Below are 23,434 nucleotides of genomic sequence, written 5' to 3' on the forward strand. Positions count from 1 at the left end.
TTCCATTCGCCCCTGTACTTAAGGTTTCGTAAACGATTTTCTGAGCGGAAACGCGACGTCAATGACTCCAATCAGACTAAGCGGCGGGAATAGCAGCACCGGCACTGTCAGCAGCAGCGGAACGACACGCGGCCAATTTTTCTGAGCGGCCAGAAAGAAGAAGAATCCGATAGCCTGCACGGTAAATGCAAACCGCAGGAGCGGCAGCAAGTTGATGATGACCACTGAGAAATACGTGTTATCCTTGGTTGTCATGAACAGGTCGAACAGAATGACAATCAAATAGTAAAAGACAAATGAGCGCGGCAGCATCCAATCCTTCGCCTGCGGGAAGGCAGCGACCTCGATGCCCGCGGTTCGCAGAGCACGCCGTGCAAGAAAATGCGTTACCGCGGCATAAACGAACGAGACAATGATGAGCATGACCGGCAGGGATTGCATGGACGTCCGGATCAATTCCTCTGTCATGTCAGCCGTCCAGTTACCAGGCATCAGCCCGTCCCGGGATAGTGTCGCGATATTCTCCCGAATGATATTGCCCATCTCGCTGAGCAGTGCGATGTCGAATGCGAACTGCAGAATCAGCAGCTCCAGCAAGAACTGTGCCAGCAGGGCAAGTGTACCGCCCGTTATAGCCGTACGTGCCGAAGCCTTTTTCTTATACAACTGACCCATTACAATTCCGGGGATCAAGAAGAACAATCCCACGATCAGGGCAGCAGGCCCTATCAGCAAGTATCCGGCAACCCAGATGACCAGCATATGAACAGCAAAAGCGGCTGCCGGAAGCATCGTGTAAAGAACTACATACGGCACCATCAAAAATGTTATCGTCAATACATTAACGCCAGGTACAGCAATCGAGAACAACAGCACAAGCGCCGCAGCACTCCACAACAGTGGTCGATAACCTGTCTTCAAACCGTTCCACACTCCTCGGCACATGAGCTTTAATCTTCATTATAACATAAAGGCAGGAGCCGGCGCATTGCTACCCGGCCTTCCTAATCCTGTCCCCGAAGGATAACATGCAGCCTGTTCATCCTCAATCCCCTGCAACATTCGAAGCGGGCCATACCATTATCGGTTACTTCCTGGAGGATGCCGATATGGTACACAAGATATTGATTATCGCTACGGGCGTAAAAAATACTCCCTGCCTCAGCTGCCGAGGTCAGGGAGCATGTCTGATATTCATTCACCTGCTGCCGGCTGCTGCTAAACCGCATGAAGCATACTGGCCGGGGAGCAGTCCTTACGAATCAGGCAGCGTCCGCTGTCCATACATCGCCTTCATTCGATACCTTCAGTCCTGTATCCTCCAGGAACTTAAGCGGCACGAATGCCCGCTCGCCTATCGAAATCAGCTCAGACTGCTTGTCTGCCGTCTTCACCTGATATCCCCGCTCCAGCATCAGCTCACCGCTCTTCGGCTGCTGGCTGGCCTTGGATTCAGATGCTCCAGCCGAACCGGCTGCTGTTTTATCCAACGTATACGTCAAGCTGAGCTTATCCCATGCAAGTGCATAGCCCTGCTCCGTAAAGGCTGCCAGATCAACATATACCTCATCGTTATATGCGACTAGAGGATAAGATCCCGTACCCCAATTCAGGCTTCCGGCCGTTTCCTTGAAGCGGACGAATTCACTGCGAATCGCCTGTCCAACACGAACGCTCTTGTTCAGTTCACCTTGGTCAAGCGCTACCTGACCATTAACGAGCACGTACTCCATTCCCTCAGAATAGAGATCCGGCTGCTCCACGGTGGATTTGTCGATGACCGTGTCATAGTCGAAGACAACGATGTCCGCGTCCATTCCCTTCGCAATCCGGCCCTTCTTCTGCAGCGCCGGCACCTGCTTCTCCAGCCGCTGGGCTGGCATCAGGCTGAGCTTCGCTATGGCCTCGGAGAGTGTGATCACACTCTTCTCCCTGGCGTATAAACCCAGTGTGCGCGCGAACGTGCCTGATGCACGTGGATGGTTGTTGTGGCCCGGCTCCAGAATCGCATCACTGCCGATCATGACATATGGCGCCTGGAAGGCATCAACGACATCCTGTTCAGGTATAGCGTAAGCTACAGCCAGTTTTCCCTCCTTCTGATACTTGCGGAAGGTCTCCGCTGTCAGCCGCTCACTCGTTCCGGCAATCTGCAGATCCTCGTATGTAATCCGGAACCGTTCCTGCCAGCCCTCATCGAACCGAGCGGAATTTAGATAAGTGCCCCAGTAGTTATACGGATACAGACATGCTGTTATATCAAGTCCTTCTGCCAGCGCCTCATCAATCATCGCCAGCGACTCCTTCATACTGAACGTTCCGCCCGTACTGTTGATATGGTCAATATGCACAGCAGCGCCGCTTGCCCTTGCGTAGCCGATCAGCTCATTCATTGTATCGAAGTTCGTTCCCGGCTCCTCCATATCGGAATACCGGCCGTGGAAATACGTCGGAACATTATACTCCTTCGCGAGCTCCATCAGCGCAAGCACTTCCTCTGAGGTGATGCCCGGTACATATTCGAGACTGAAGGATATGCCGAGCGCACCATTATTAAGAGCTTCCTCCGCCTGCTGCTTAAGCTTGGCGATCTGGTCCGCATTCGCGCCAGCATAGCGGCTCAGCTTAAACTGATTGCGTGCCTGCGTATAGAAGAACGATGCACCAAAATGCACGGGAGGCTTGTCCCTTTCATAGTAGGCATACCATTTGGCCGGAGAGGAGGTGCCTCCATGCATCGCGATGTTCGTCGTTACACCATCCGCAATCTTGTTCCACACCCCCAGCGGGTTCGGATCATAAGACAGATTGTCAATAAACCCAGGCGCTACGACCAAGCCAGTCGCATCTATCGTCCGCTCACCCTTCAAAGGCTTTGAGGTGACCACGCCTACCGTCCCATCCTTGATGCCTACATGAAGTCCTTCCTCGTCCAGCTGTGTTTCCGGATTGATTACGCGGCCATTCTGAATAACAATATCATATACGGCATCCAGCTCTGCTTGCGTAACCTGGGAATCAAGAAGTGCCACTGCGTTATCCTGATTTGCCCCTGCAGCTGAATCCCCTTCGCCCGCCGGTGCTTCTCCGCCGCCTGTCTTACTATCGCCGTTTACCGTTTCGCCCTGAGTACCTGCTGCCCCGTCCTCTGCCGTCTGTCCTGGCGTTAGTCCCGGTGCCGAAGCATCGTTGCCTCCAAACAGCGACCAGATCATGAACACGGCAAAGACCGCCGCGAGCAGCGCGGCGATCATCAGCAAGACGCGCATCGGCCTTCGGCCAGTACCCGCCCCATTACGTTGTTCTGCCATTCCCTGCCTCCTATACTCTTGCATTGCAGCTTGGCGATCAGCTGGTTATTCAGCTTACGCCCCGAAGCTGCGCATCCTTAACATCTCGCTCAGCGACTATGTTTCAAGCTGCTTCGGTACAGCAGCAGCTGCTTCCTTATCGCCCCGGCTGTGCTCCAGCATTGCTCCTGCGCAGTAATCAATGATATCACTCCGCCGTACAATGCCGATGAACCGGTTCATATCATCAATAACCGGGACAAAGTTCTGCACCTTAGCCAATGAGATCAAGTCTTCCATCTTCGCGTCAATCTGTACAGCCTTGTTGCTGATTCGCCTCGGTACATCCATCAGCCTGTATTTATTGGTCTGCTCGAAGCTGACACCCGGCTGATTCTTCAGAAACCAGAGCAGGTCTCCCTCGGTAATTGTCCCTGCGTAACCCCCCTGGTCATCGAGTATAGGCACCGCCGTATAACGGTGATACTCCATCCGCTCTAGTGTTTGCCGCAGCGTGGCATCTGCTGTTACGCATACGACTTCCTGCTTGGGCAGCAAGAAAAAAGCAATGTTCATGACACTATCCTCCCACTTTCGTTTCCCCATGTTTAGTCTGTAGTTGTCATATGATGGTAAGGAGCTGATCAGTGTCCGTTCGCCTGTGCCTGTGCGGCCGACAGTGCCTCGACCGGCTGCTTCGACTGATATTGATCCGGCAGCGGCAGCGACTGTAACGGCGTCGAATCGTTCAGCCAGGCGTCCACCCAGCCCTTAGCCTTATCCAGGTCATCCTCTTCCACAAAATAATACCACCCGCCGCCATTGGAATGCAGCAGTCTGCCTTCGCCCTTCAAAGTGTGGCTATAGATCGTCCTGCTGCCGGATGCGAGCAGGGCTTTGCCAAGCTCCACCATCTCTTCGGGAGCAATGTCTGTTGTGAAATTATCACCCATAATATCAATTAGTTCAGGAATTTGAGCCCATTGGTCCATCCCTGCCGCTTTGTCCAGAATCGCATTCAGGAATATCTGATGACGCTGTGTACGGCTTACATCGCCGCCTGCATCCTCGCGGTAGCGAACAAAGTTAAGGGCATCAGTACCATTGTAAAGCTGCTGACCGGCTTTTACAATAAACTTCTCATGCATTGCACCTTTGTTCACAATATCCTTCTCAATCGGCAGCCTGATGCCGCCCATTGCATCAATCACATTCCGGAATCCTTCAAAATTAATGGTCGCATAATGATCTACGTGCATATCGAACATCTCTTCCACCGTCTGTACCGCCAGACCCGCTTCCCCATAAGCATAAGCATGAGTGATTTTGTCGGGACGGCTTCTGCCCGGAATTTCCACATAGGAATCCCGCGGTATTGAAATCATTAAGACAGCACCATCATCCGGTCTGACGACCGTTACAATCATCGTATCGGAGCGGCCGCGCTCATTCTTCCGCTGATCGACGCCCAGCAGCAGCAGTGAAAATGGCCTCATCTCCTTATAACTGACCGGTTCCGTCACCGGCCTGCCCTCCAGCGGCTGATAGGATTTCTCCAGCTTCTTCTGCACGCTCCCGGAGAGAAACGTATCAAACCCCCATAGTGCAATCGCTGTCCGATTAAAATACCCGATTATACCAAACACCAGCACGGCAGCCAATATGCCTGCCGTCCATTTCTGCCAGCGTCTTTGTAACATTGTTACCATTCTCCCTTCGCCCTACACTATTTAAACCGCTAACACCCGCTTAAAACGATCCGCCAGCCCGTAAAGTTTCGTCCTATTCCCGCTTCTTCCTGCCCGCTTGTGAATGGTTTGATTCAAGTCTGCATACATATTCCCAAGACAACCCTATACGTCTCACAGCAGTCAAACAGGAAAGGATGATTGTTATGGATGATTCCCCATCTCCCAAGCGGTCTGCCTCCCGCTTCGAGCCCCGGATTGCAGGCATGCTCTGTTATGTGCTTGGTTTTATAACAGGCCTCCTCTTATTGACGATTGAAAAGGACAACAGGTTCGTAAAATTTCACGCTCTGCAATCTATTTTCGCATCTGCCGCAGTCATCGTCACGCAGCTCTTACTGGGCGGCATCCCAATTATCGGGTGGCTGTTCGGTCTGCTCCTGGCTCCCGCAGCTCTTATTCTCTGGCTTGCCTGTATGCTGTTGGCTCTGCAGGGCCGGTGGTTTAAGCTACCCGTAATCGGTGACCTGGCTGAAAGGCATGCGCAGCGATTTTGACTGGTCCAGTAAAGCTTCTAATGCAAAAGAAAAGCCTGCATTACCCATGCAGGCCGGACCAGATGCTATCTTTTCGGTTTTTCTTTCCTGTCCGTATCATGTCCTGTCACTGTTTCTTCAATATTATCCATGATACCTGCCACGGCATCGTCAATCGGGTCTGTAGCAGCATTGTCCTCACGTTCAGCCGGGGTGAAGATACCGAAGAAATTCTCTGACTTATCCGTATTACGGTCTTTATTCCGATCTGACTTGGCCATTATCTGCACACTCCTTCGCAGCCATGTACCGGCGTATTTACGGCATATTCGGGACGATGTCTGTCTCTTGACATCGCCCCTTACCGTTTGCCTCTATCATACCCGTTAACAGCCGCTCGGAATCACACCGGACGAATCAGGAAGCAACTTCCACGTTCAGGATTTTCTGTCCGCCGCCTCTTCGGCGCATGCGGTACACATAGTAAGCGAGCGTGATGAACGCACTGGCCGCGAATACGCCTGCCAATACACCCGCATCCCCCTGCAGAAAATCATACTGGCCGGTTGAGATGATTGCCCGGAAGCCATCCACTGCATAAGCCATCGGCGTCCAGGTATGCAGCTGCTGCAAACCGGACGGGATCATCTCAACCGGGAAGGTTCCGCCCGATGTGGTAAGCTGAACAATCAGCAGCAGAATCGCCAGGAAGCGTCCCGCGTCACCAAACAGTGTCACCAGCATCTGTACAATCGCCATGTACGTCCAGCTTAGAAGAATACTGAAGCCGATGAAATAAGGAACACTCTTCACTTCCAGCTGCAGGACGCCAAGCATAACGCCATCCAGCAGCAGTGCCTGCAGAAGTCCTACCAGTAGCATGGTAGCCAGCTTGCTGCCGAACCAGTTGATGGCCCGCCTCGGCCGAACCGCAGGCTTGCGTACATCGAATACGATCGTCAGCATCATCGCACCGACAAACAGACTCATCGAGATGAAATACGGCGCCATTCCGGTTCCATAGTTGGGAACCGCGCCCTCCTTCTCTTCATCAATGATAACCGGTGAAGCGAACATGCGGTACGTTGCAGCATCCGGATGAATGGATGAAGTCTCCGCTGCAGCATCCGTCAGCTTCTGGAAGAGCTCACTCGATCCATCTGTCACCGAGCGCGAGCCGTTCGCCAGCTTCAACGTACCTTCATGCAGCTGCTTCGCTCCGTCTGCCACCTTGCCGACCCCGGTCTTCAGCACGCCAAGGCCTGTCTTCAGGTCCTTCGTGCCCTGTTCAACCGCTTGGGCTCCTGCTTCGACCTTGGCCGCTGCCTTGCCGGCTTCTTCAAGCTTGCTGCCAAATGTCTCCATCCCCGCCAGTATCTTTGCTTCACCTGCTGCCAGCTGATCCGCTCCCGCTGCCAGCTGCTGCTGTCCCTCAGCCAGACCTGCTGCTCCTCCGCTTACCTGCTGAGCGATTTGCAGCGCCTGGGCATACTCCTGTGTGGCGGCCAGCTCAGGGTTTGCTTCTGCAATTAGCCCCAGCAGCCCTTGAAGCCCTTCCGCCCCTGCTTTAAGCTGCTCAGCACCTGCCTTGGACTGGGCAAGCCCCTGCTTTAACGTATCCGTTCCGGTCTGCAGACTGCGTACGCCGTCCGTCAGCTCCTGGTGGCCGCCCTGCAGCTTAACGATTCCCTCGTTCAGCTGACCGCTGCCTGCATACAGCTTCTTCGTTCCACTGCCCAGCTTCTCCGTACCTTGAATCAGCTTCAGAATACCATCGCCGAGCGGCCCTGTTCCGTTATACAGCTCGCCGAGCTTATTCTGGAACTGTTCAATTCCGTCCTGCAGCTTCCCGCTGCCGTCGGCCAGCTTGCCTGCGCCTTCCGCTGCTTCGCCAAGCCCATCCGATACCGTCTGAATGTTCTCGAATAAGGAGGTCACGTAAGCTTCCGTAAGCTCCTGTGACAGCTCCGCTTTTATTTTATCCACGGCTGATGAACCAATACGTGAGGTCATATAATTCAGACCTTCATTCGGAATGTACGTGAGCACGGCCGGGTCTGGATGAGCTTCCATCACCTTCGAGGCCCTTAATGAGAAATCCTCCGGAATTTCAATCGCCATATAATACTGCTTATCCCGAAGCCCTTGTTCAGCCTGCTCCTTCGTGACGAAAGCCCACTTGAAGGTATCCGAGTTCTTAAGCTCCTCCTGAAAGTCCTCGCCAATCGTTAGCTTCTTGCCATCCATCTCTGCGCCCGTGTCCCTGTTCACAACCGCCACCGGCAGCTCATTCACCTGTCCATAAGGATTCCAGAATGCCCACAGGAAGGTCCCGCTGTACAGCAGTGGAATAACACAAACTGCTGCGATGGAAATCAGCGTCATCCGCTTCCGGAAGATCGACTTCCACTCTTCCACAAACAATGTCCTGCTTCTCTTCTCCATATCCATCCTTCTTTCTCTATATCACGTCTTCGGTTACTTAGTCATTCAGCTTGCCCTGCGGCTCAATCGTATTCCTGTAATGCTCATAGAACGTATTCAACATCCGCTGCAGTTCGCTCACATCCTTCTCGGACAGCACGCCGAACAGCCTGTTAAGCAGTTCCTTCCGCTGCTCCACTACCCGGGCGAGCTCGCTTCTCCCTTCCTCTGTCAGCTCCAGATACACGGTCCGCCGGTCCTGCTCATCCTTAACACGCTCAACCAGCCCTGCCTTAACAAGCCTGTCAGCGATACCAGTAAAACCGCCTGTCGTAATGAATAAAGCCCCGGCAAGCTGAGATGCCTTCTGTCTGCCTTCTTTATCGAGCAGCTCAAGCAGCTGCACCTGTGTAATGGATAGACCGGATGGATTCTGCTTATACCATTCCGTGCCCCAGATCTTATAGCACATTCGAATCATCTGCCAGCATTCCAGCAGCTTATCTTGATGGCTCATACATTCCCCTCCTTTCTATCCCGGCCTGAAGTTCTACTATCGAACTTTCTGCCGTAGAAATGCTCTACCTATTCCTAGTAAATAATCCTTCAAGACAACTTATCTTATTGATAAGTATCTTACTACTAAGTTAAATGTTTTGCAAGTGCTCTTTTATGATATTAATCACAGCTTGTACATCATTCCATGTGCGACCCGCTGAAACACAAAAAAGCTGCTTCTCCAGCAGATCGCAATCCGCTTTCGAAACAGCTTCTTTACTCTATAGACTACTCCGTCGTGTAAGGAAGCAGAGCTACCTGACGCGAACGTTTGATGGCAGTTGTCAGAGCACGTTGATATTTAGCGCTGGTGCCCGTTACACGACGAGGCAGGATCTTGCCGCGCTCGCTGATGAACTTCTTGAGCAGGTCAGTGTCTTTATAGTCAATGTGCGTGATTTTGTTAACGGTGAAGAAGCATACTTTACGACGCTTGTTACGGCCGCCTTTACGGCTGAACTTGCGCTCTGGACGCTCTCCGTCTCCGCCTTCTCTTGGTTTAAAGGCCATGTTCATATTCCTCCTTGTCTAAAAATTCATTAAGCAGCAGCCTGCGGCCGCTTCTTAAAATGGCAGATCATCTTCCGAAATGTCGATTGGTCGTCCGTCATCAGAGAACGGATCGTTGTCGTTCCGCGAAGCATTCCCGCGTCCGCCGCCGGCATTACCGCCGCCGTACGAACCGCCGCCTCCGCTGCCGCCGCCGTAATTGCTGCCGCCACCACCGTAGCCGCCGCCCTCTTCACGATTGTTGCTTCCGCCGCCCTCGCGGTTCGACTCCAGAAAACGAACGTTATCGGCGATGACTTCCGTCACGTATACCCGCTTACCTTCGTTATTCTCGTAGTTCCGAACCTGAATTCGGCCTTCAACCGCGGTCAGACGACCCTTGCGGAGATAGTTGGCACATGTTTCGGCGAGCTGCCGCCAGGTGACAACCGGGATAAAATCAGCTTCCCGCTCACCGCCATTGCTGGTAAACGGCCGGTCAACAGCCAGCGTAAATTGCGTGACCGCCACACCGGACGGTGTATATCGCATCTCGGGATCTCTTGTCAGACGCCCGATCAGAATGACACGGTTCAACATGGTTATTAACCTCCCAATCGGTTAACATCCCTTGCGTGCAGCCTTAGGCTACATCTTTGACGATCAAGAACCGGATAACTTCATCCGTAATCTTCATGACGCGGTCAAGTTCAACGATAACCTCAGATGGAGCGTTGAAATGTACCAGCACGTAAATGCCGTCACGAATCTTATTGATCTCATACGCAAGGCGGCGTTTGCCCATCACGTCTTGCTTTGTGACTTCTCCGCCGTTGGAGATGATGCCATTGAATTTTTCGACTAGTGCTTGAACAGCTTCCTGTTCTACCTCTGGACGAATAATGTACATCACTTCATATTTGCGCATTCTGTTCACCTCCTTTTGGACTAGCGGCTCCCCTGCGGGAGCAAGGAGCGAGAGACTTAATCAACTCGCATACCATATTACTATATCAAAAGTAGAGTGCCTAAAGCAAGTACTGTTTTCCTGCTCATCAATCAGCTCTGCCTGTTTCAGTCCATGTTTCATACGGCTCCGACCTGTTGCGGTTCAGTCATGTCACATAATCCCGTTCATTGACTGCCCCCCATTCGCGCACAATAAGCTGTGGACGGGATCCGTCCGTAAACTAAGCAGCATAAGGAGGAACTTCCCCATGGGTGAATGGACACATTTTACGGACAGACATACGGCTCCTAATGATGGCATCTATATTGAGGTCGGCGAGCATGCCGTGCACACCGGCGTTAACAACCCCCGTAAAGTGAAGCTCAAGAAAGGCCAGCGCTTCCCCGAGCTTACGAATGAGGACCGCCGCTGGACGCGGATGAAGTAACGGCACTTTTTTTACCGGTATCATGTATACAGCTCCCCCATCCCGGACATGATAATATCGACGGTGAGACGAGAGGTGTGGTTACGTTGAACTCTCTAGTGCAACAACCGCAAGAGGAACAGATCCACTCAGCATAGAAGCGGAGGGATGTGCCAAAGACTCTTAAGTCGAAGTACACGCGCATCGGAAGATGCACCCGAAAGTTTCTTGTCGCCTGATGAAGATGCTGATGACTCAACCAAATCAACCACCGTCAGGAGAGCCCGCAAGGGCTCTCTGTTTGTGTATACGCGGTAACTGCCAATTTGCTCCCTCTGCCCTCCTTATCCTCCACTTGGTGAGATAAAAGCTTCCAATACAGCAGTCAATGCTTCTGCTTCATGATCTCCATTGCCCTGCCCCTTCACAACATATAGAGCTGATGCTTCTTCACTGTCTCTTCGCCAATAAAGCTCCAATTCATCTGAAGAGTCTAGTACCAAACCATCAGATTGATCTACCTTGATCGTCTGGCTGTTCCTGCCTTTGAGATTCGTGTAGATCTCTTCCCAGCCCTTACCTTCTCGTATGCTTATCCAGTATGCATCACCTTTGTACAGCAGTTCTATGTCTATTGCAGCTATTTGATCCGTTACCTCTATTTTCTGACTTGCGATGTGTCCTGCAGCCTGGCGCTTCAATGTATCGATTTCCTGCTTAGTTAGATTGGCCGGCATATAAGTCACTTTAGCCGATTTAAATGTAAGCGGCTCTGAAATAACCAGTGGTTGTATAAATTCAGACACTGTTATACCGGAGAGCTCGCTCAATTGTTCTATTATTAGAGGCCTAACCAGAGTAGTTGTAATCTCTTCGGGATTCCCCTCTGTTTTATAAACAGCTATCGCTTTACCAGCCTCTACCTTTCCGAGGTAATACTGCTTTTCATCTCGTGATAATATATCTCCTGAGTCTGTTTCTTGATGAAATTGTAACGTCACCCTGCCCTTCTCATCATATAGCGTAAGAAGCTCTGCCGTTGCGTATCCCGTACAAGCTATTAGCAGAACGATGAGACTAGCGAGCACAACGGGTTTGAACATTTTTCTGTGCTTCCCCTGCAAGCTCCGCTGCTTTATGCTAATCATTACCCGTTCCTCGACATCAATCTCTGGTATATCGATTTGTTTCAGCCTGCTTTCCAGACGAAAATCAGAATTCAAAATGTACCTCCCCTTTCATCTGTGCACGCCTGTTGGCGTATTCCTTTTTTAGTTGCTTACGTGCGCGTTCAAACTGCTTTCGAAGGCTTTGCGCTTTTACACCTGTTACAGCACTGATTTCTTCGTAGCTCATCCCATTCAGCACCTTAAGTATGACAACCGACTTTAATGCAGGCTTTAAGCAGTTAAGCAGGATCAAGGTCTCATCTTCGTGAACATCTAACTCTATGTTCGTAGTTGCGTTCCGCTCCTGTTCTGCTGCCTTATTAATCACCGCAAACCATCTGCTCCGATACTTGATTTTATTCAGACAAAGCCGATGAGCAATCGTGAAGAGCCAACCTGTAAATTGTCCCTTCTCCTCGTAGCTATCCAGGTGCTCATACGCTCTTATGAATACTTCTTGTACCACATCTTCTGCATCTTCCCGGTTACCAAGCATCGGGTAGCAGTAACGGAAGACTGGCTGCTGCATGCTTCTGACCACTCTTGCAAAGGATTCTTGATCTCCCTTCCGTGCCTCGCTCACCCAGAACGCCAATAATTCATGCACCGTTTCCCCTCCTTAACACAGGTTATGTAAGGCAGTCATCTGCCTTCATAAGAGTAAACACCATATATAGGGTTAATGTGACCGTTTAATAATCCATTCTGTAACTGAATGCACAAAAAAAACGGCCCCATCGGGACCGTTATGTGTATGTATGGCGGAGAAGGTGGGATTCGAACCCACGCACGCCGTGAGACGCCTAGCTGATTTCGAGTCAGCCCCCTTGGACCACTTGGGTACCTCTCCATTCATCACAAGCAGGATTTATAATACCATAGATAGTTGGGGAATGCAACAACCTTGTCTGCAACTTTTTAAAGGCAAATCATTCCCCTCCTCTCCCTTACTCCGCTGCCTGTCCATCCTCCCCGGATTCAGCGCTTCGCAGCACCTTCTTCATGTTCTTCTCGAACTTCAAACGGGGCACAAGAATGCTGTGCTTGCAGCCGACGCATTTGATGCGTATGTCCATTCCCATCCGGATGATCTCCATCTCATTGGTTCCGCAGGGATGCTGCTTCTTCATCTGCACAATATCGCCAAGCGCAAATTCCTTACGCTCCATCTTGCTGTGCGCCTCCTCTTTCGCCCTTGTAGTAAGTCACCATCTTCGGATACGGAATTTCAATGCCATGCGCATCAAGCGATTTCTTAATTTCGGCATTCAGCAAACGCGCTACCACAAAGTGAGTGTTCGGCAAACATTCCGCAATTACCCTTATGATGACTTCCGACTGGCCTAATGCATGCACACCCAGAACCTCGGGAGTCTTCGTCATATTCTCATGATGCACATGCTCAATTGTATTCTTAATAATCTCAGTCGCATGGTCGATATCTTCCTCGTAAGCAATCGATACATCCAATACAGCAAGCGAATTGCGGAGTGAATAATTCGTTACTTCCACAATCGAGCCGTTAGGTATAATATACACCTCTCCGGTCCAGCTTGTCAGCCTTGTGGCCCTCAATCCAATCACTTCAACGGTGCCTTTGAAGGTACCAGTCTGAATAAAGTCGCCCACAGAGAACTGGTCCTCAAGAATAATGAAGAACCCGGTAATGACGTCCTTGACCAAGCTTTGAGCACCAAAGCCAATGGCAAGCCCTACGACGCCTGCGCCAGCGATAATTGGTCCCAAGTTAATATGAAACTCGCTTAGAATCAGCAGCAGTGTAATAAAGTAAACGACATAATTAACGACGTTCTTAAGCAGCCTTCCGACTGTCTGTACACGTCTGGTCTCTATATGAAGCCGGGTGGTTGTCCGGTTCAGAATCATATGATTCAACAGCTTGTTAACAGCCCATATAATAACTCTTCCGATGACGAGGATCAGCAGGATTCTAATTGCACCTATGGCTATAGCAATCCACATCTCCTCATTCATGAACCAATCCTGGATGCCTGTCCATATTCCAGAGATGGTTTCTTCATTGATCGTTGGTTCTTCATTAACCGGCACTTCTTCGCTCATCGTTTCTCCTCCCTCTTGCGAGCTCTGTGATCTCGACTTAACTCCTTTATTTACACATTTAGCCTAGCTGTCTAAACGAACCGGTATATACTGGTTTCCAACCTGCTCGAATATTCCCCTGATCTCTACCTTTTCTTCTATGATAACAGCCGCTACCTGCTGCAGGTCCACATCGGGAAAATCAATTGACAGCGCGCAGCCTGCCGTTATCTCCTTTGGTGTCGGCCGAATATCAATCTCAATCTCCGCGTATTCCAGGAGCATCTCTGCTCGCAGTGCTTGTTGGGTAGAGTCGAATGCAATCAGCATGTTCTGTCCTCCGCGATTGAATCTTTATTTTTACAGTCCCAAGTATAAAATGACCACCCTGTCCATATACTAGTAACACATGAGGATGGCGGAGGGGATTCTATGAAAATGACTAGTAGGAAAGAGGCGCCTTTCAAAATTGCGCATACGGAATCGAATGTTGGCGTGCTGCTGACAGACAGGCTTACCGGTTATCTGCGGAACCTGTATCCCGAGCAGAGACTTGTTATTGTGTGCGTCGGAACCGATCGTTCAACCGGAGATGCGCTAGGTCCATTAATAGGCTCTCACCTTAGCAAACACCGCAGCCCCTATTATGACCTGTTCGGTACGCTGGAGCAGCCTGTCCACGCCGTTAACCTGGAGGAAACGCTGCAGCATATTGAACGGAATATACGCCACCCTTTCGTCATCGGCATTGATGCTTGTCTTGGACAAGTTGCCAGTGTGGGCTGTATTCAAGTTGGGAAGGGTCCAGTCCGTCCGGGGGCCGGTGTGAACAAGGAGCTCCCTCCCGTTGGTGATATTCACATTACTGGCATCGTCAATGTCGGCGGCTTCATGGAATATTTCGTCCTCCAGAACACCCGGCTTCACTTGGTCATCCGTATGTCCGAAATCATTGCTCGAAGCCTGCACCATGCCGTCCTTCTTGCCAACCGGCCTGCTGCTATTTCGGCTGCACAGCCTGATTAATCGCCTGTTTCTCCTCTGGTGTCAACGGATAAGGAGATTCACCGTTCACGAGCGGTTTAGCATAGACGTAGGTTTCCTCGCGTGTATGAAGACCGCTCAGCACAATACCATCCTGCTCATCGTTTATAATAGCAATGGAGAAGCTCATATCGCTGCCTTGTGTAGAGAAAGCGTTATAACGGTGAATGCCCACATTCCCCTTTTTTAACCGCAGTCCATTATACAGTTTCACCAGTTCATTTTCATGCTCTGCTAGTTTATGTTCACCTTGTGTTACTCTGCTCTGCAGATCCGCCAGAAGCTGCTCCAGATTATCCACGCCGGTCTCAGCCATCATCGCCCGGTAATCCCGTCTTAAGCGCTTCAGCCTTCTGCCCACCGCCAAATTCCAGATCACAAGAATCAATACAACGGCCGACAAGCCCAGAACGAGCCACTCCACGATAAACGGTTCTAATATTGGTTCCATTCTGTTTTCTCCTCCATACCCATCCCATTCCCTGCCTGACTGCAGGTGCAACTGCTATGCCATATCCATTATGAATAGTGCTGTTTCATTTCCTTCACTGCAGCAATCAGTGCGTCTACATCTGAGTCTTGGGAGTAAAAGCCGACACTTGCGCGGACTGCACCGGTCTCTGTCGTGCCTGCACAGCCGTGTGCGAGCGGCGTACAATGGAAGCCGGAACGTACCGCTATGCCATAATGCTGATCCAGAATAAAAGCCGTCTCCGATGGATCTGCTGAGCCCACCAGGAAGGAAACAATGCCGGTCCTTGGCTCACCAAGTGCTGGACCCAGAACCTTTACCCCTTCTATTGCAAGAAGCCCCTCCATCATACGCTGTGTTAAGGACCATTCTTTATTATGGATCTTTTCGACAGTCTCATTCGCAACCACTTCTACCCCTGCCCGCAAGCCTGCAATGCCTGACAGGTTCAATGTGCCTGATTCGTAACGATCAGGTCTTACATCCGGCTGGTCAATGGCCTCCGACTGGCTTCCAGTCCCTCCATGCAGGAGCGGAACCAGATCAATGTCTGGATGAATATACAACCCTCCCGTCCCCTGAGGGCCCAGGAGGCCTTTGTGGCCTGGAAAGGCTAACATATCAACCCCCATCGCCTCAACGTCTATAGGGAGTATTCCAGCGCTCTGAGCGGCATCTACCAGAAGGACAATCCCCTTCGAGCGTGTGAGCTGTCCAATTTCCTTAACAGGAAGAATGGACCCGAGAAGATTAGAGCTATGGTTGACGATTACAAGCTTCGTCGATGCTGTTAGGGCCGATTCAATCTGTCCGATTTGGAGAGCGCCTGTCTGATCTGTATCTACATAAGTTACTTGGATGCCAATGGTGCGTTTCAGATATTCCAAGGGTCTACGGACGGAATTATGTTCTACCGCGGTTGCTACCACGTGATCACCAGGCTTTAAGAAGCCTTTAATGGCGAGGTTTAATGCTTCTGTTGTACTTGGAGTAAAAGCGATGTCGTTCGGATTCTTGATACGGAACAGTTGAGCCAACACCTTACGGGCACCAAACACTGCTCGACTGGCCCTGACGGCCATTCTATGGCTTCCCCGCCCCGGATTAGCTGCATATTCCAACAGCGCCTCCTGAACAGCATCGATCACCTGCCGGGGTTTGGGCCATGATGTTGCCGCATGGTCCAAATAATGAATTTCACTTTCGTTATCCACCTTTTACTCCCTCCACTCATCCGCCTATTTCCAGATAAAACAATAGCACACCTTAGTTTAATCCTTCCTCCGAAAGATTACAACTCAGGCATGCTATAACTGTTTACCATGAATATTAGGCCATTTTCTCGAGTAGTTCAAGGAGCCGTTCCAGATCCTGCTTATTATAATAGAGCAGTTCTATACGCCCTTTGTCCTTCTGCTGCTTAATCTTTACAGTTGTCTTGAAGCGTTCCCGAAGCGACTCTTCGACCTGCTCGATATAAGGATCACGTTTCTTATTGCGCTGTGCAGCAGGTGTCTCCTGCTCTGCTGCTGGCTTACGGTCAAGATTCTGGATGGCTTCCTCCAGCTCTCTTACGCTCCATTCCTGCTCGATTGAAAGTCTGGCTAGCTCTTGCTTCTGCACTTCATCCTTAAGACCTGCCAGCGCCCGCGCATGGCCCATCGATAATGTTCCACGTGAAACATTTTCCTTGATCTCAGCAGGCAGTGTAAGCAAGCGCAGGAAGTTAGCGATATGTGACCTGGACTTACCAACCTTCATGGATAGTTCTTCCTGTGTCAGGCTAAACTTCTCCATAATCGACTGGTAAGCAATCGCCAGTTCTATGGCATTCAGGTCTTCCCGCTGTAAATTCTCGATCAATGCGATCTCCATCACCTGTTGATCGGAGAAATTGCGAACTACAGCAGGTATGGTTGGATTGCCACACAGCTGGGATGCCCGGAAACGCCGTTCACCCGCAATAATCTCATACCCTTTAACGACGCTGCGAACAATTATAGGCTGAATGATCCCATGCTGCTTAATCGATTCAGCCAGTTCCTTGATCGCATCCTCATCGAACGTCTTGCGTGGCTGATACGGATTGGGCCTTAACTGCGACAGGGAAACCTCAACCACTTTATCATCTTCCTGTACCGAAAGCGATGGAATCAGCGCGTCAAGTCCTCTACCTAGCCGCTTGCTCATACGTTATCACTTCCTTCGCCAATTCAAGATAAACCTCCGCGCCTTTCGAACGAGGATCATAGGTAATAATGGATTGACCATGAGATGGGGCCTCACTAAGCCGCACATTTCTTGGAATGATCGTTTGGTAGACCTTCTGCTGGAAGTACTTCTTCACTTCTTCTATGACCTGAATGCCCAGATTCGTCCTGGCATCAAACATCGTAAGCAGCACACCTTCAATTTGCAATGAGGTGTTCAGATGCTTCTGAACAAGACGCACGGTGTTTAGCAGCTGGCTCAAACCCTCCAGAGCATAATACTCACATTGAATAGGAATAATAACAGAGTCTGCAGCTGTTAATGAATTAATCGTTAAGATCCCTAGAGATGGCGGACAGTCGATCAGCACGTAGTCGAATTGATTCTTAACCAATTGCAGTGATTTCTTCAGCCTTACCTCACGTGATATCGTAGGGACTAGCTCGATCTCGGCACCAGCCAGCTGGATCGTTGCCGGTATAAGCGTAAGTCCCGGAATTTTCGTTTCACACATGGCTTCTTCAGGATGTACATCATTAATAAGGATATCGTAAATGCAGTTGCTCACATCTGCTTTGTTGATCCCGATACCGCTAGTCGTATTACCCTGTGGGTCTATATCTACCAGAAGCACTTTCTTGCCGAGAGAAGCTAAGGAGGCGCCTAAGTTGACAGAGGTGGTTGTTTTCCCTACCCCGCCCTTCTGATTCGTTATGGCAATTATTTTGGACAATCCGGTTCACCTCAATATCTAGCTAGTAGGCTGTAAATAGAGAAAAAGCGGCAAGGGTTGCCGCTTTCGCGAACGAAGCTGCTTGTTTCATGTTGTACGGCTCAGCTACCGCTTAGGGATCCGAATAACGATCTCATAATGTTCTTCGCAGTCCTTCTCATCCGTCTTGATCTTCAAGCCGGAGCCGGACACCATATCAATGGATTGGCGAATTGTATTGAGAGCCAGACGTACATCCTTCGTAAATGAGATCCTTTTCGACTTCTTGGCCTTGGCCGTTTCCTTATAAAAGGCTGCTCTAGCCTCCGTTTGTTTAACATTTAGCTCCTTCGAAATAACATCTTCAAGAACCTTCACTTGAAGCTCTTCCGTATCCAGAGTGAGCAATGCCCGAGCATGCCGCTCGGTTATTTTCCGTTCCATTAATGCAAGTTTAACAGGTTCACTAAGATTCAACAATCGAAGCTTATTGGCTATCGTGGACTGGCTCTTCCCCAGCCGCTGCGCGAGACTTTCCTGCGTCAAATCATGTAGATCAATGAGCTTCTGATAAGCGATGGCTTCCTCTACAGCAGTCAGCCCTTCTCTTTGCAGGTTCTCGATTAAAGCGATAGAAGCCGCTTGCGAATCATTGAATTCTCTTATGATGGCCGGTATTGTTTCAAGGCCAAGTTTCTTTACCGCACGCCAACGACGCTCACCCGCTATAATTTCGTAACGGTTGTTCCGAACACGCACGACAATTGGTTGAATGACGCCATGTGTCTTAATCGTTTGGCAAAGCTCTTCGATCCGATCATCATCGAATATCGTTCTGGGCTGATAGGGGCTTGTATCGATATCCTCCACGGGGATTTGTTTGACTTCATCCTGGTTGGAGCGTTCGGAAAAGCCGAAAAGCCGCGAAAATTGTTCTTTCATACCGTCATAACCCACCTAATTCAATATGCCGTAACGTTGAATCGTCTAATGATGCGGAACGTCTCTATCTTAACCCTAATCGAAAGAATAGAGTGTACTCGCTCCATTATACGCCTTACGACGATATTATCAAATTTTCTCCGGTTCTTTACTACACTATAGGTATATTCGCCAGCCAAAATCCTTTTTCCTGCTTGATTACATGAAAACCGGGAATGAAAATGTTTCACGTGGAACAATTCATTCCCGTCATGCTGTCGCTACATAATCGGCTGCTTAAGCGGTGTACCCGCCTTGCGCGGATACTTCTTCGGTGTGGAACCTTGTTTACGAATCAAGATAATATGACGATCCGCTTCTTCATTAGGAAGCTTGAAATGATGGATATCCTCCAGCTTGCCGTTCAGCTCCTTAAGACTCTTCCCCGCTTCTTCTATTTCATCCTTAGGTTCACTGCCCTTCATCGCTGCAAACAAAGCGCCTGGCTTCGCAAAGGGAAGACAAAATTCATTTAGCACATTCATCCTCGCAACCGCCCGCGCAGTTACCAGATCATACTGATCCCGGTGCTCTTCTTGACGCGCCACATCCTCTGCCCTTCCATGAACGAGCTGGCAATTCTGCAATTCCAGCTGCTTACATAGATGAGTCAGGAATTGAATGCGTTTGTTCAGTGAGTCGACGATAGTGATTTTCAGATGAGGATAACAAATTTTCAACGGAACACTCGGGAAACCAGCCCCCGAACCGATATCGGCCAGCCGGGTCACCTGATCCATGTCAACATAGAAGGATAAAGAGATCGAATCATAAAAATGCTTCTCATATACCGCATCCCTTTCCGTGATCCCGGTCAAGTTCATCTTCTCGTTCCATTCCACGAGAATCTGATAGTAACGCTCCAACTGATCCAATTGGGTTGTGCTGAGTTCCCTCTGCTGTTCCGCCATTAGCTTGATGAACCAATCCATCCTCTTACCCCCGTGCCGCAACTACCCGGTTATAGTGTTCGAGATAAACCAGGAGAATAGATAGATCGGCAGGCGTTACGCCGGATATTCGGGACGCTTGGCCAATCGACAATGGTCTGATCGTGCTCAGCTTCTGTTTGGCCTCGGAAGCGAGTCCATGAACATCGTAATAATCAATGTCATCCGGAATCTTCTTCTTCTCCATCTTAGCGAGACGCTCAACCTGCAGCAGCTGCTTCTCAATATAACCCTGGTATTTCACTTGAATCTCGACTTGTTCCTTCATATCTTCATTTAACTCGAGCGGCGACGGTGCTACCTTCTCCAGCAGCGCATAGCTGATCTCCGGTCTGCGCAGCAGCGAGAGTGCATCAACTGTGTTGGCAATTGGTGCCGAGCCCGCTTCCTCCAGCATCGCATGCAGTGCTTCATCTGCACGAACCTTGGTTGTCTTCAGACGTTCAATCTCCTGTTCAATCCGTTCCTTCTTCACCAGAAAACGGTTATGTCTCTCCTCGGAGATAAGGCCAATCTCATAACCAATCGGCGTCAGTCTCAGATCGGCATTATCGTGACGCAGCAGCAGGCGGTATTCCGCACGGGAAGTCAGCAGACGGTAAGGCTCATTGGTCCCCTTCGTCACAAGGTCATCAATCAATACGCCAATGTATCCTTGAGACCGCTCCAGAATAACGGGCTCTTGTCCCTGCACCTTGCGGGCTGCATTGATACCTGCCATTACTCCCTGGCCAGCCGCTTCCTCATAGCCGGAAGTTCCATTAATTTGTCCTGCGGTGAACAGTCCGGATACGACCTTCGTCTCCAGCGTCGGCCACAGCTGTGTAGGTACAACCGCATCATACTCAATGGCATAGCCGGTACGCATCATTTCAACACGTTCCATGCCAGGGATCGAGCGAAGGATTGCAAGCTGTACGTCTTCCGGCATGCTCGTCGACAGACCCTGAACATAATATTCCGACGTGTGCTTGCCTTCCGGCTCCAGGAAAATCTGATGCTTCGGCTTATCCGCAAACCGGACGATCTTATCTTCTATAGAAGGGCAGTAACGCGGTCCCGTACCTTCAATTTGACCTGAGAACATCGGCGCACGATGCAGATTATCATTAATAATCTTGTGTGTATCCTCGGATGTATAGGTCAGCCAGCATGGCAGCTGTTCATTGTTCGAGTATTCCGTCTCATAGGAAAAGAACTTTGGCTGTTCATCCCCTGGCTGGATTTCCGTCTTGTCAAAATCGATCGAATCCTTATGAACGCGCGGCGGCGTCCCGGTTTTGAATCTGACAAGCTCCAGGCCCAGTCCGCGAAGCGATTCGGACAGCTTCACCGATGGCTGCTGGTTGTTAGGTCCGCTCTCATACATCAGCTCGCCCATGATCACTTTGCCGCGAAGGTATGTCCCTGTAGTTACGACAACTGCCTTCGCCCGGTATTCAGCGCCTGTCTTCGTTATCAAGCCTACACACTTGCCGTCCTCCACGATTAATTCTTCAGCCATACCCTGACGGAGTGTCAGGTGTGCTGTTTCTTCAATTGTCTTCTTCATCTCATGCTGATACATGAACTTATCTGCCTGGGCACGAAGCGCATGAACCGCAGGACCCTTGCCTGTGTTCAGCATCCGCATTTGTATAAAGGTTTTGTCTATATTCCGTCCCATCTCGCCCCCGAGTGCATCGATCTCACGGACGACATGTCCTTTGGCCGGACCGCCAATTGACGGGTTGCATGGCATGAATGCCACCATATCCAGATTAATTGTCAGCAGCAGGGTCTCACAGCCCATTCTTGCCGATGCCAATGCAGCTTCACAGCCTGCATGTCCGGCACCTACCACGATGACATCATATTCGCCAGCATGATATCCCATTTCGCTATTCCTCCTCCTCTTTTTCACACACAACTCGGCTTCCATCATCTATCTGCATCGTATCTTTGTATTTCACTCAAGATACGACCAGAAATGTCATTATTTTTTGCATATTATTTACCTAAACAGAACTGCGAGAAAATCTGATCAATTAGCGAATCTCCCGCGCTGTCACCAGTGATTTCGCCGAGGAGCTCCCAAGCGGTTCGCACATCAATTTGCACAATATCAATCGGAATGCCGGATTCTGTCGCCTCGATGGCATCTTCGAGCGAACGCACCGCCTGCTTCAGCAGGGCAATATGCCTCACATTCGATACATAGGTCATATCGGCGGATTCCAGCTTGCCGGAGAAGAACATCGAAGCGATCGCTTCCTCCAGCTGGTCCATCCCCTTCTCTTCCGCAACCGACATCCGTACAATCGCCTGTTCAGGGACCAGCTCGCCCAGCTCTTCGTCACTGAGCTGTGCCGGCAGGTCGGTCTTGTTCAGGATGACGATCATCTGCCGGCCCGCCAGCTGCTTCAGCAGCTCCTTCTCATCCTCATGCAGCGGCTCTGCATTATTGAGCACTAGCATGATAAGATCTGCCTCGCCCAGTGCGGTTCGGGAACGCTCCACTCCAATCCGTTCTACAAGGTCAGAGGTCTCCCGGATTCCCGCCGTATCCAGCAGTCTTAGCGGAATGCCCTTAACAGTGACAAATTCCTCTATAACATCACGGGTTGTTCCCGGTATATCCGTTACTATGGCCTTATTACTTTGGGACAAAGCATTCAGCAGAGACGACTTGCCGACATTCGGCCTGCCGACGATGGCTGTTACAATACCTTCCCGCAAAATCTTGCCTTCACTTGCCGTTCGGAGCAGCTGAGCAATCTCACCAATCACCTCCGTGCTCTGGTCACGGATAAAGGAATTGCTCATCTCGGTCACATCATGCTCCGGGTAATCAATGTTCACTTCAATATGCGCGAGCAGCTCAATCAGCTGATGACGCAGCACCTTAATCTTCTTGGACAGCGAGCCCTCCGCCTGCTTGAGTGCAATCGAGAAGGCACGATCCGATTTTGACCTGATCAAGTCCATTACGGCTTCAGCCTGCGTCAGGTCGATCCGGCCGTTCAGGAACGCCCGCTTCGTAAATTCTCCCGGCTCAGCCAGCCGGATCGTTCCGCGCCTCAGCAGCAGCTCCATGACACGCTTAACGGCCACGATCCCGCCGTGCGTGCTGATCTCCACCACGTCTTCAGCCGTAAAGGACCGCGGCCCCTTCATAACCGTAACCAGCGACTCCTCCATCACTTCACCGGTGTCCGGATCAATAATATGTCCATAATTCACCGTGTGGGTAGCTGCCTCGTTTAAATCCACTCTTGACCGGAACAGCGGCGCCGTTGCCTTCACAGCATCTGCCCCGCTTACCCTTATGACGGCAATGCCGCTTTCACCGACAGCTGTCGAGATCGCGGCAATCGTATCCATATTCATGTTTATTCCAACTCCTTCAGTATAACCGTTAACCCCTGACCAGGTCGACTGCCTGACGCCAGTTATCCCCTTGTGGATTATGATTTGCATTTTCTTCGAAATTG

Annotated in this window: 26 protein-coding genes and 1 tRNA gene; 3 read left to right on the forward strand and 24 right to left on the reverse strand. The window is 50.5% G+C overall.

The genetic code is table 11. The features are described from left to right. Positions 1-18: 18 nt before the first annotated feature. From DNH61_RS07345 to DNH61_RS07365, 4 genes are all read right to left on the reverse strand, one after another. Positions 19-921, reverse strand: coding sequence for a DUF2232 domain-containing protein (locus DNH61_RS07345; protein ID WP_245947998.1), 903 nt, complete (start codon positions 919-921; stop codon positions 19-21). A 341-nt stretch (positions 922-1,262) separates the two neighbouring features. Then, complete coding sequence (locus tag DNH61_RS07355; RefSeq protein WP_245948000.1) at positions 1,263-3,311, reverse strand: amidohydrolase family protein; 2,049 nt, start codon at positions 3,309-3,311, stop codon at positions 1,263-1,265. A 96-nt stretch (positions 3,312-3,407) separates the two neighbouring features. Beyond that, positions 3,408-3,866, reverse strand: coding sequence for a CBS domain-containing protein (locus DNH61_RS07360; RefSeq protein WP_111146008.1), 459 nt, complete (start codon positions 3,864-3,866; stop codon positions 3,408-3,410). A 68-nt stretch (positions 3,867-3,934) separates the two neighbouring features. Beyond that, positions 3,935-4,990 (reverse strand): LCP family protein, encoded by a 1,056-nt coding sequence (locus DNH61_RS07365; RefSeq protein WP_111146009.1) that lies wholly within the window; start codon positions 4,988-4,990, stop codon positions 3,935-3,937. 194 nt (positions 4,991-5,184) lie between these two features. On the opposite strand from DNH61_RS07365, the gene DNH61_RS07370 reads away from it, so the two are divergent. Then, a complete protein-coding gene (locus DNH61_RS07370) occupies positions 5,185-5,535 on the forward strand; it encodes a DUF4870 domain-containing protein (protein ID WP_111146010.1) in 351 nt (116 codons plus the stop codon). A gap of 65 nt (positions 5,536-5,600) precedes the next feature. Here DNH61_RS07370 and DNH61_RS07375 read toward each other — a convergent pair whose 3' ends face one another. From DNH61_RS07375 to rpsF, 6 genes are all read right to left on the reverse strand, one after another. Next, positions 5,601-5,795, reverse strand: coding sequence for a hypothetical protein (locus tag DNH61_RS07375; protein ID WP_111146011.1), 195 nt, complete (start codon positions 5,793-5,795; stop codon positions 5,601-5,603). A gap of 136 nt (positions 5,796-5,931) precedes the next feature. Continuing rightward, entirely contained in the window at positions 5,932-7,959 is a 2,028-nt protein-coding gene (locus tag DNH61_RS07380) for a YhgE/Pip domain-containing protein (protein ID WP_181438611.1), read from the reverse strand. A 37-nt stretch (positions 7,960-7,996) separates the two neighbouring features. Then, positions 7,997-8,455: a MarR family winged helix-turn-helix transcriptional regulator gene (locus tag DNH61_RS07385; RefSeq protein ID WP_111146013.1), complete on the reverse strand. Its 459-nt coding sequence runs from the start codon at positions 8,453-8,455 to the stop codon at positions 7,997-7,999. Between the two features lie 269 nt (positions 8,456-8,724). Continuing rightward, positions 8,725-9,006 carry a 30S ribosomal protein S18 gene (rpsR, locus tag DNH61_RS07390; protein ID WP_111146014.1) on the reverse strand — a complete coding sequence of 94 codons (282 nt, stop codon included), beginning with the start codon at positions 9,004-9,006 and terminating at the stop codon, positions 8,725-8,727. A gap of 54 nt (positions 9,007-9,060) precedes the next feature. Further along, positions 9,061-9,585, reverse strand: a complete 525-nt coding sequence (gene ssb / locus DNH61_RS07395; RefSeq protein WP_111146015.1) for a single-stranded DNA-binding protein — start codon at positions 9,583-9,585, stop codon at positions 9,061-9,063. Between the two features lie 43 nt (positions 9,586-9,628). Then, positions 9,629-9,913: a 30S ribosomal protein S6 gene (rpsF, locus tag DNH61_RS07400; protein WP_111146016.1), complete on the reverse strand. Its 285-nt coding sequence runs from the start codon at positions 9,911-9,913 to the stop codon at positions 9,629-9,631. 289 nt (positions 9,914-10,202) lie between these two features. Here rpsF and DNH61_RS07405 point away from each other — a divergent pair, with 289 nt between their 5' ends. After that, entirely contained in the window at positions 10,203-10,382 is a 180-nt protein-coding gene (locus tag DNH61_RS07405; RefSeq protein ID WP_111146017.1) for a YjzC family protein, read from the forward strand. A 323-nt stretch (positions 10,383-10,705) separates the two neighbouring features. On the opposite strand, the gene DNH61_RS07410 is transcribed toward DNH61_RS07405, so the two are convergent. From DNH61_RS07410 to DNH61_RS07435, 6 genes are all read right to left on the reverse strand, one after another. Beyond that, positions 10,706-11,584, reverse strand: a complete 879-nt coding sequence (locus tag DNH61_RS07410; protein WP_111146018.1) for a hypothetical protein — start codon at positions 11,582-11,584, stop codon at positions 10,706-10,708. Continuing rightward, complete coding sequence (locus tag DNH61_RS07415) at positions 11,574-12,137, reverse strand: RNA polymerase sigma factor (RefSeq protein ID WP_111146019.1); 564 nt, start codon at positions 12,135-12,137, stop codon at positions 11,574-11,576. Before DNH61_RS07415 ends, DNH61_RS07410 begins: the two co-directional genes overlap by 11 nt. Before the next feature lie 152 nt (positions 12,138-12,289). Then, positions 12,290-12,380 (reverse strand) — tRNA-Ser (locus DNH61_RS07420). 97 nt (positions 12,381-12,477) lie between these two features. Further along, entirely contained in the window at positions 12,478-12,699 is a 222-nt protein-coding gene (locus DNH61_RS07425; protein WP_111146020.1) for a DUF951 domain-containing protein, read from the reverse strand. Next, positions 12,689-13,612 (reverse strand): mechanosensitive ion channel family protein, encoded by a 924-nt coding sequence (locus DNH61_RS07430; protein WP_111146021.1) that lies wholly within the window; start codon positions 13,610-13,612, stop codon positions 12,689-12,691. Before DNH61_RS07430 ends, DNH61_RS07425 begins: the two co-directional genes overlap by 11 nt. Positions 13,613-13,675: 63 nt before the next feature. Continuing rightward, positions 13,676-13,921: a putative Se/S carrier protein gene (locus DNH61_RS07435; protein ID WP_111146022.1), complete on the reverse strand. Its 246-nt coding sequence runs from the start codon at positions 13,919-13,921 to the stop codon at positions 13,676-13,678. Between the two features lie 102 nt (positions 13,922-14,023). Here DNH61_RS07435 and yyaC point away from each other — a divergent pair, with 102 nt between their 5' ends. Next, the gene (gene yyaC / locus DNH61_RS07440; protein WP_111146023.1) at positions 14,024-14,617 is read left to right on the forward strand and encodes a spore protease YyaC; all 594 of its coding nucleotides are present in this window, start codon (positions 14,024-14,026) and stop codon (positions 14,615-14,617) included. Here yyaC and DNH61_RS07445 read toward each other — a convergent pair. From DNH61_RS07445 to mnmE, 8 genes are all read right to left on the reverse strand, one after another. After that, the gene (locus tag DNH61_RS07445; RefSeq protein ID WP_111146024.1) at positions 14,592-15,086 is read right to left on the reverse strand and encodes a DUF4446 family protein; all 495 of its coding nucleotides are present in this window, start codon (positions 15,084-15,086) and stop codon (positions 14,592-14,594) included. The genes yyaC and DNH61_RS07445 overlap by 26 nt on opposite strands. Positions 15,087-15,154: 68 nt before the next feature. Further along, positions 15,155-16,321: an aminotransferase class V-fold PLP-dependent enzyme gene (locus DNH61_RS07450; protein WP_111146025.1), complete on the reverse strand. Its 1,167-nt coding sequence runs from the start codon at positions 16,319-16,321 to the stop codon at positions 15,155-15,157. 115 nt (positions 16,322-16,436) lie between these two features. Further along, complete coding sequence (locus DNH61_RS07455) at positions 16,437-17,297, reverse strand: ParB/RepB/Spo0J family partition protein (RefSeq protein ID WP_111146026.1); 861 nt, start codon at positions 17,295-17,297, stop codon at positions 16,437-16,439. Continuing rightward, a complete protein-coding gene (locus DNH61_RS07460) occupies positions 17,278-18,051 on the reverse strand; it encodes a ParA family protein (protein WP_111146027.1) in 774 nt (257 codons plus the stop codon). Before DNH61_RS07460 ends, DNH61_RS07455 begins: the two co-directional genes overlap by 20 nt. Positions 18,052-18,156: 105 nt before the next feature. Continuing rightward, the gene (gene noc, locus DNH61_RS07465; RefSeq protein ID WP_111146028.1) at positions 18,157-18,972 is read right to left on the reverse strand and encodes a nucleoid occlusion protein; all 816 of its coding nucleotides are present in this window, start codon (positions 18,970-18,972) and stop codon (positions 18,157-18,159) included. Positions 18,973-19,232: 260 nt separating this feature from the next. Further along, positions 19,233-19,943, reverse strand: a complete 711-nt coding sequence (gene rsmG, locus DNH61_RS07470) for a 16S rRNA (guanine(527)-N(7))-methyltransferase RsmG (RefSeq protein WP_111146029.1) — start codon at positions 19,941-19,943, stop codon at positions 19,233-19,235. Between the two features lie 4 nt (positions 19,944-19,947). After that, positions 19,948-21,837: a tRNA uridine-5-carboxymethylaminomethyl(34) synthesis enzyme MnmG gene (mnmG, locus tag DNH61_RS07475; protein ID WP_111146030.1), complete on the reverse strand. Its 1,890-nt coding sequence runs from the start codon at positions 21,835-21,837 to the stop codon at positions 19,948-19,950. A gap of 113 nt (positions 21,838-21,950) precedes the next feature. Then, positions 21,951-23,330: a tRNA uridine-5-carboxymethylaminomethyl(34) synthesis GTPase MnmE gene (mnmE, locus tag DNH61_RS07480; RefSeq protein WP_111146031.1), complete on the reverse strand. Its 1,380-nt coding sequence runs from the start codon at positions 23,328-23,330 to the stop codon at positions 21,951-21,953. Positions 23,331-23,434 lie beyond the last annotated feature (104 nt).

The sequence above is a fragment of the Paenibacillus sambharensis genome, assembly GCF_003233845.1.
Taxonomy (GTDB): Bacteria; Bacillota; Bacilli; order Paenibacillales; family Paenibacillaceae; genus Paenibacillus_I; species Paenibacillus_I sambharensis.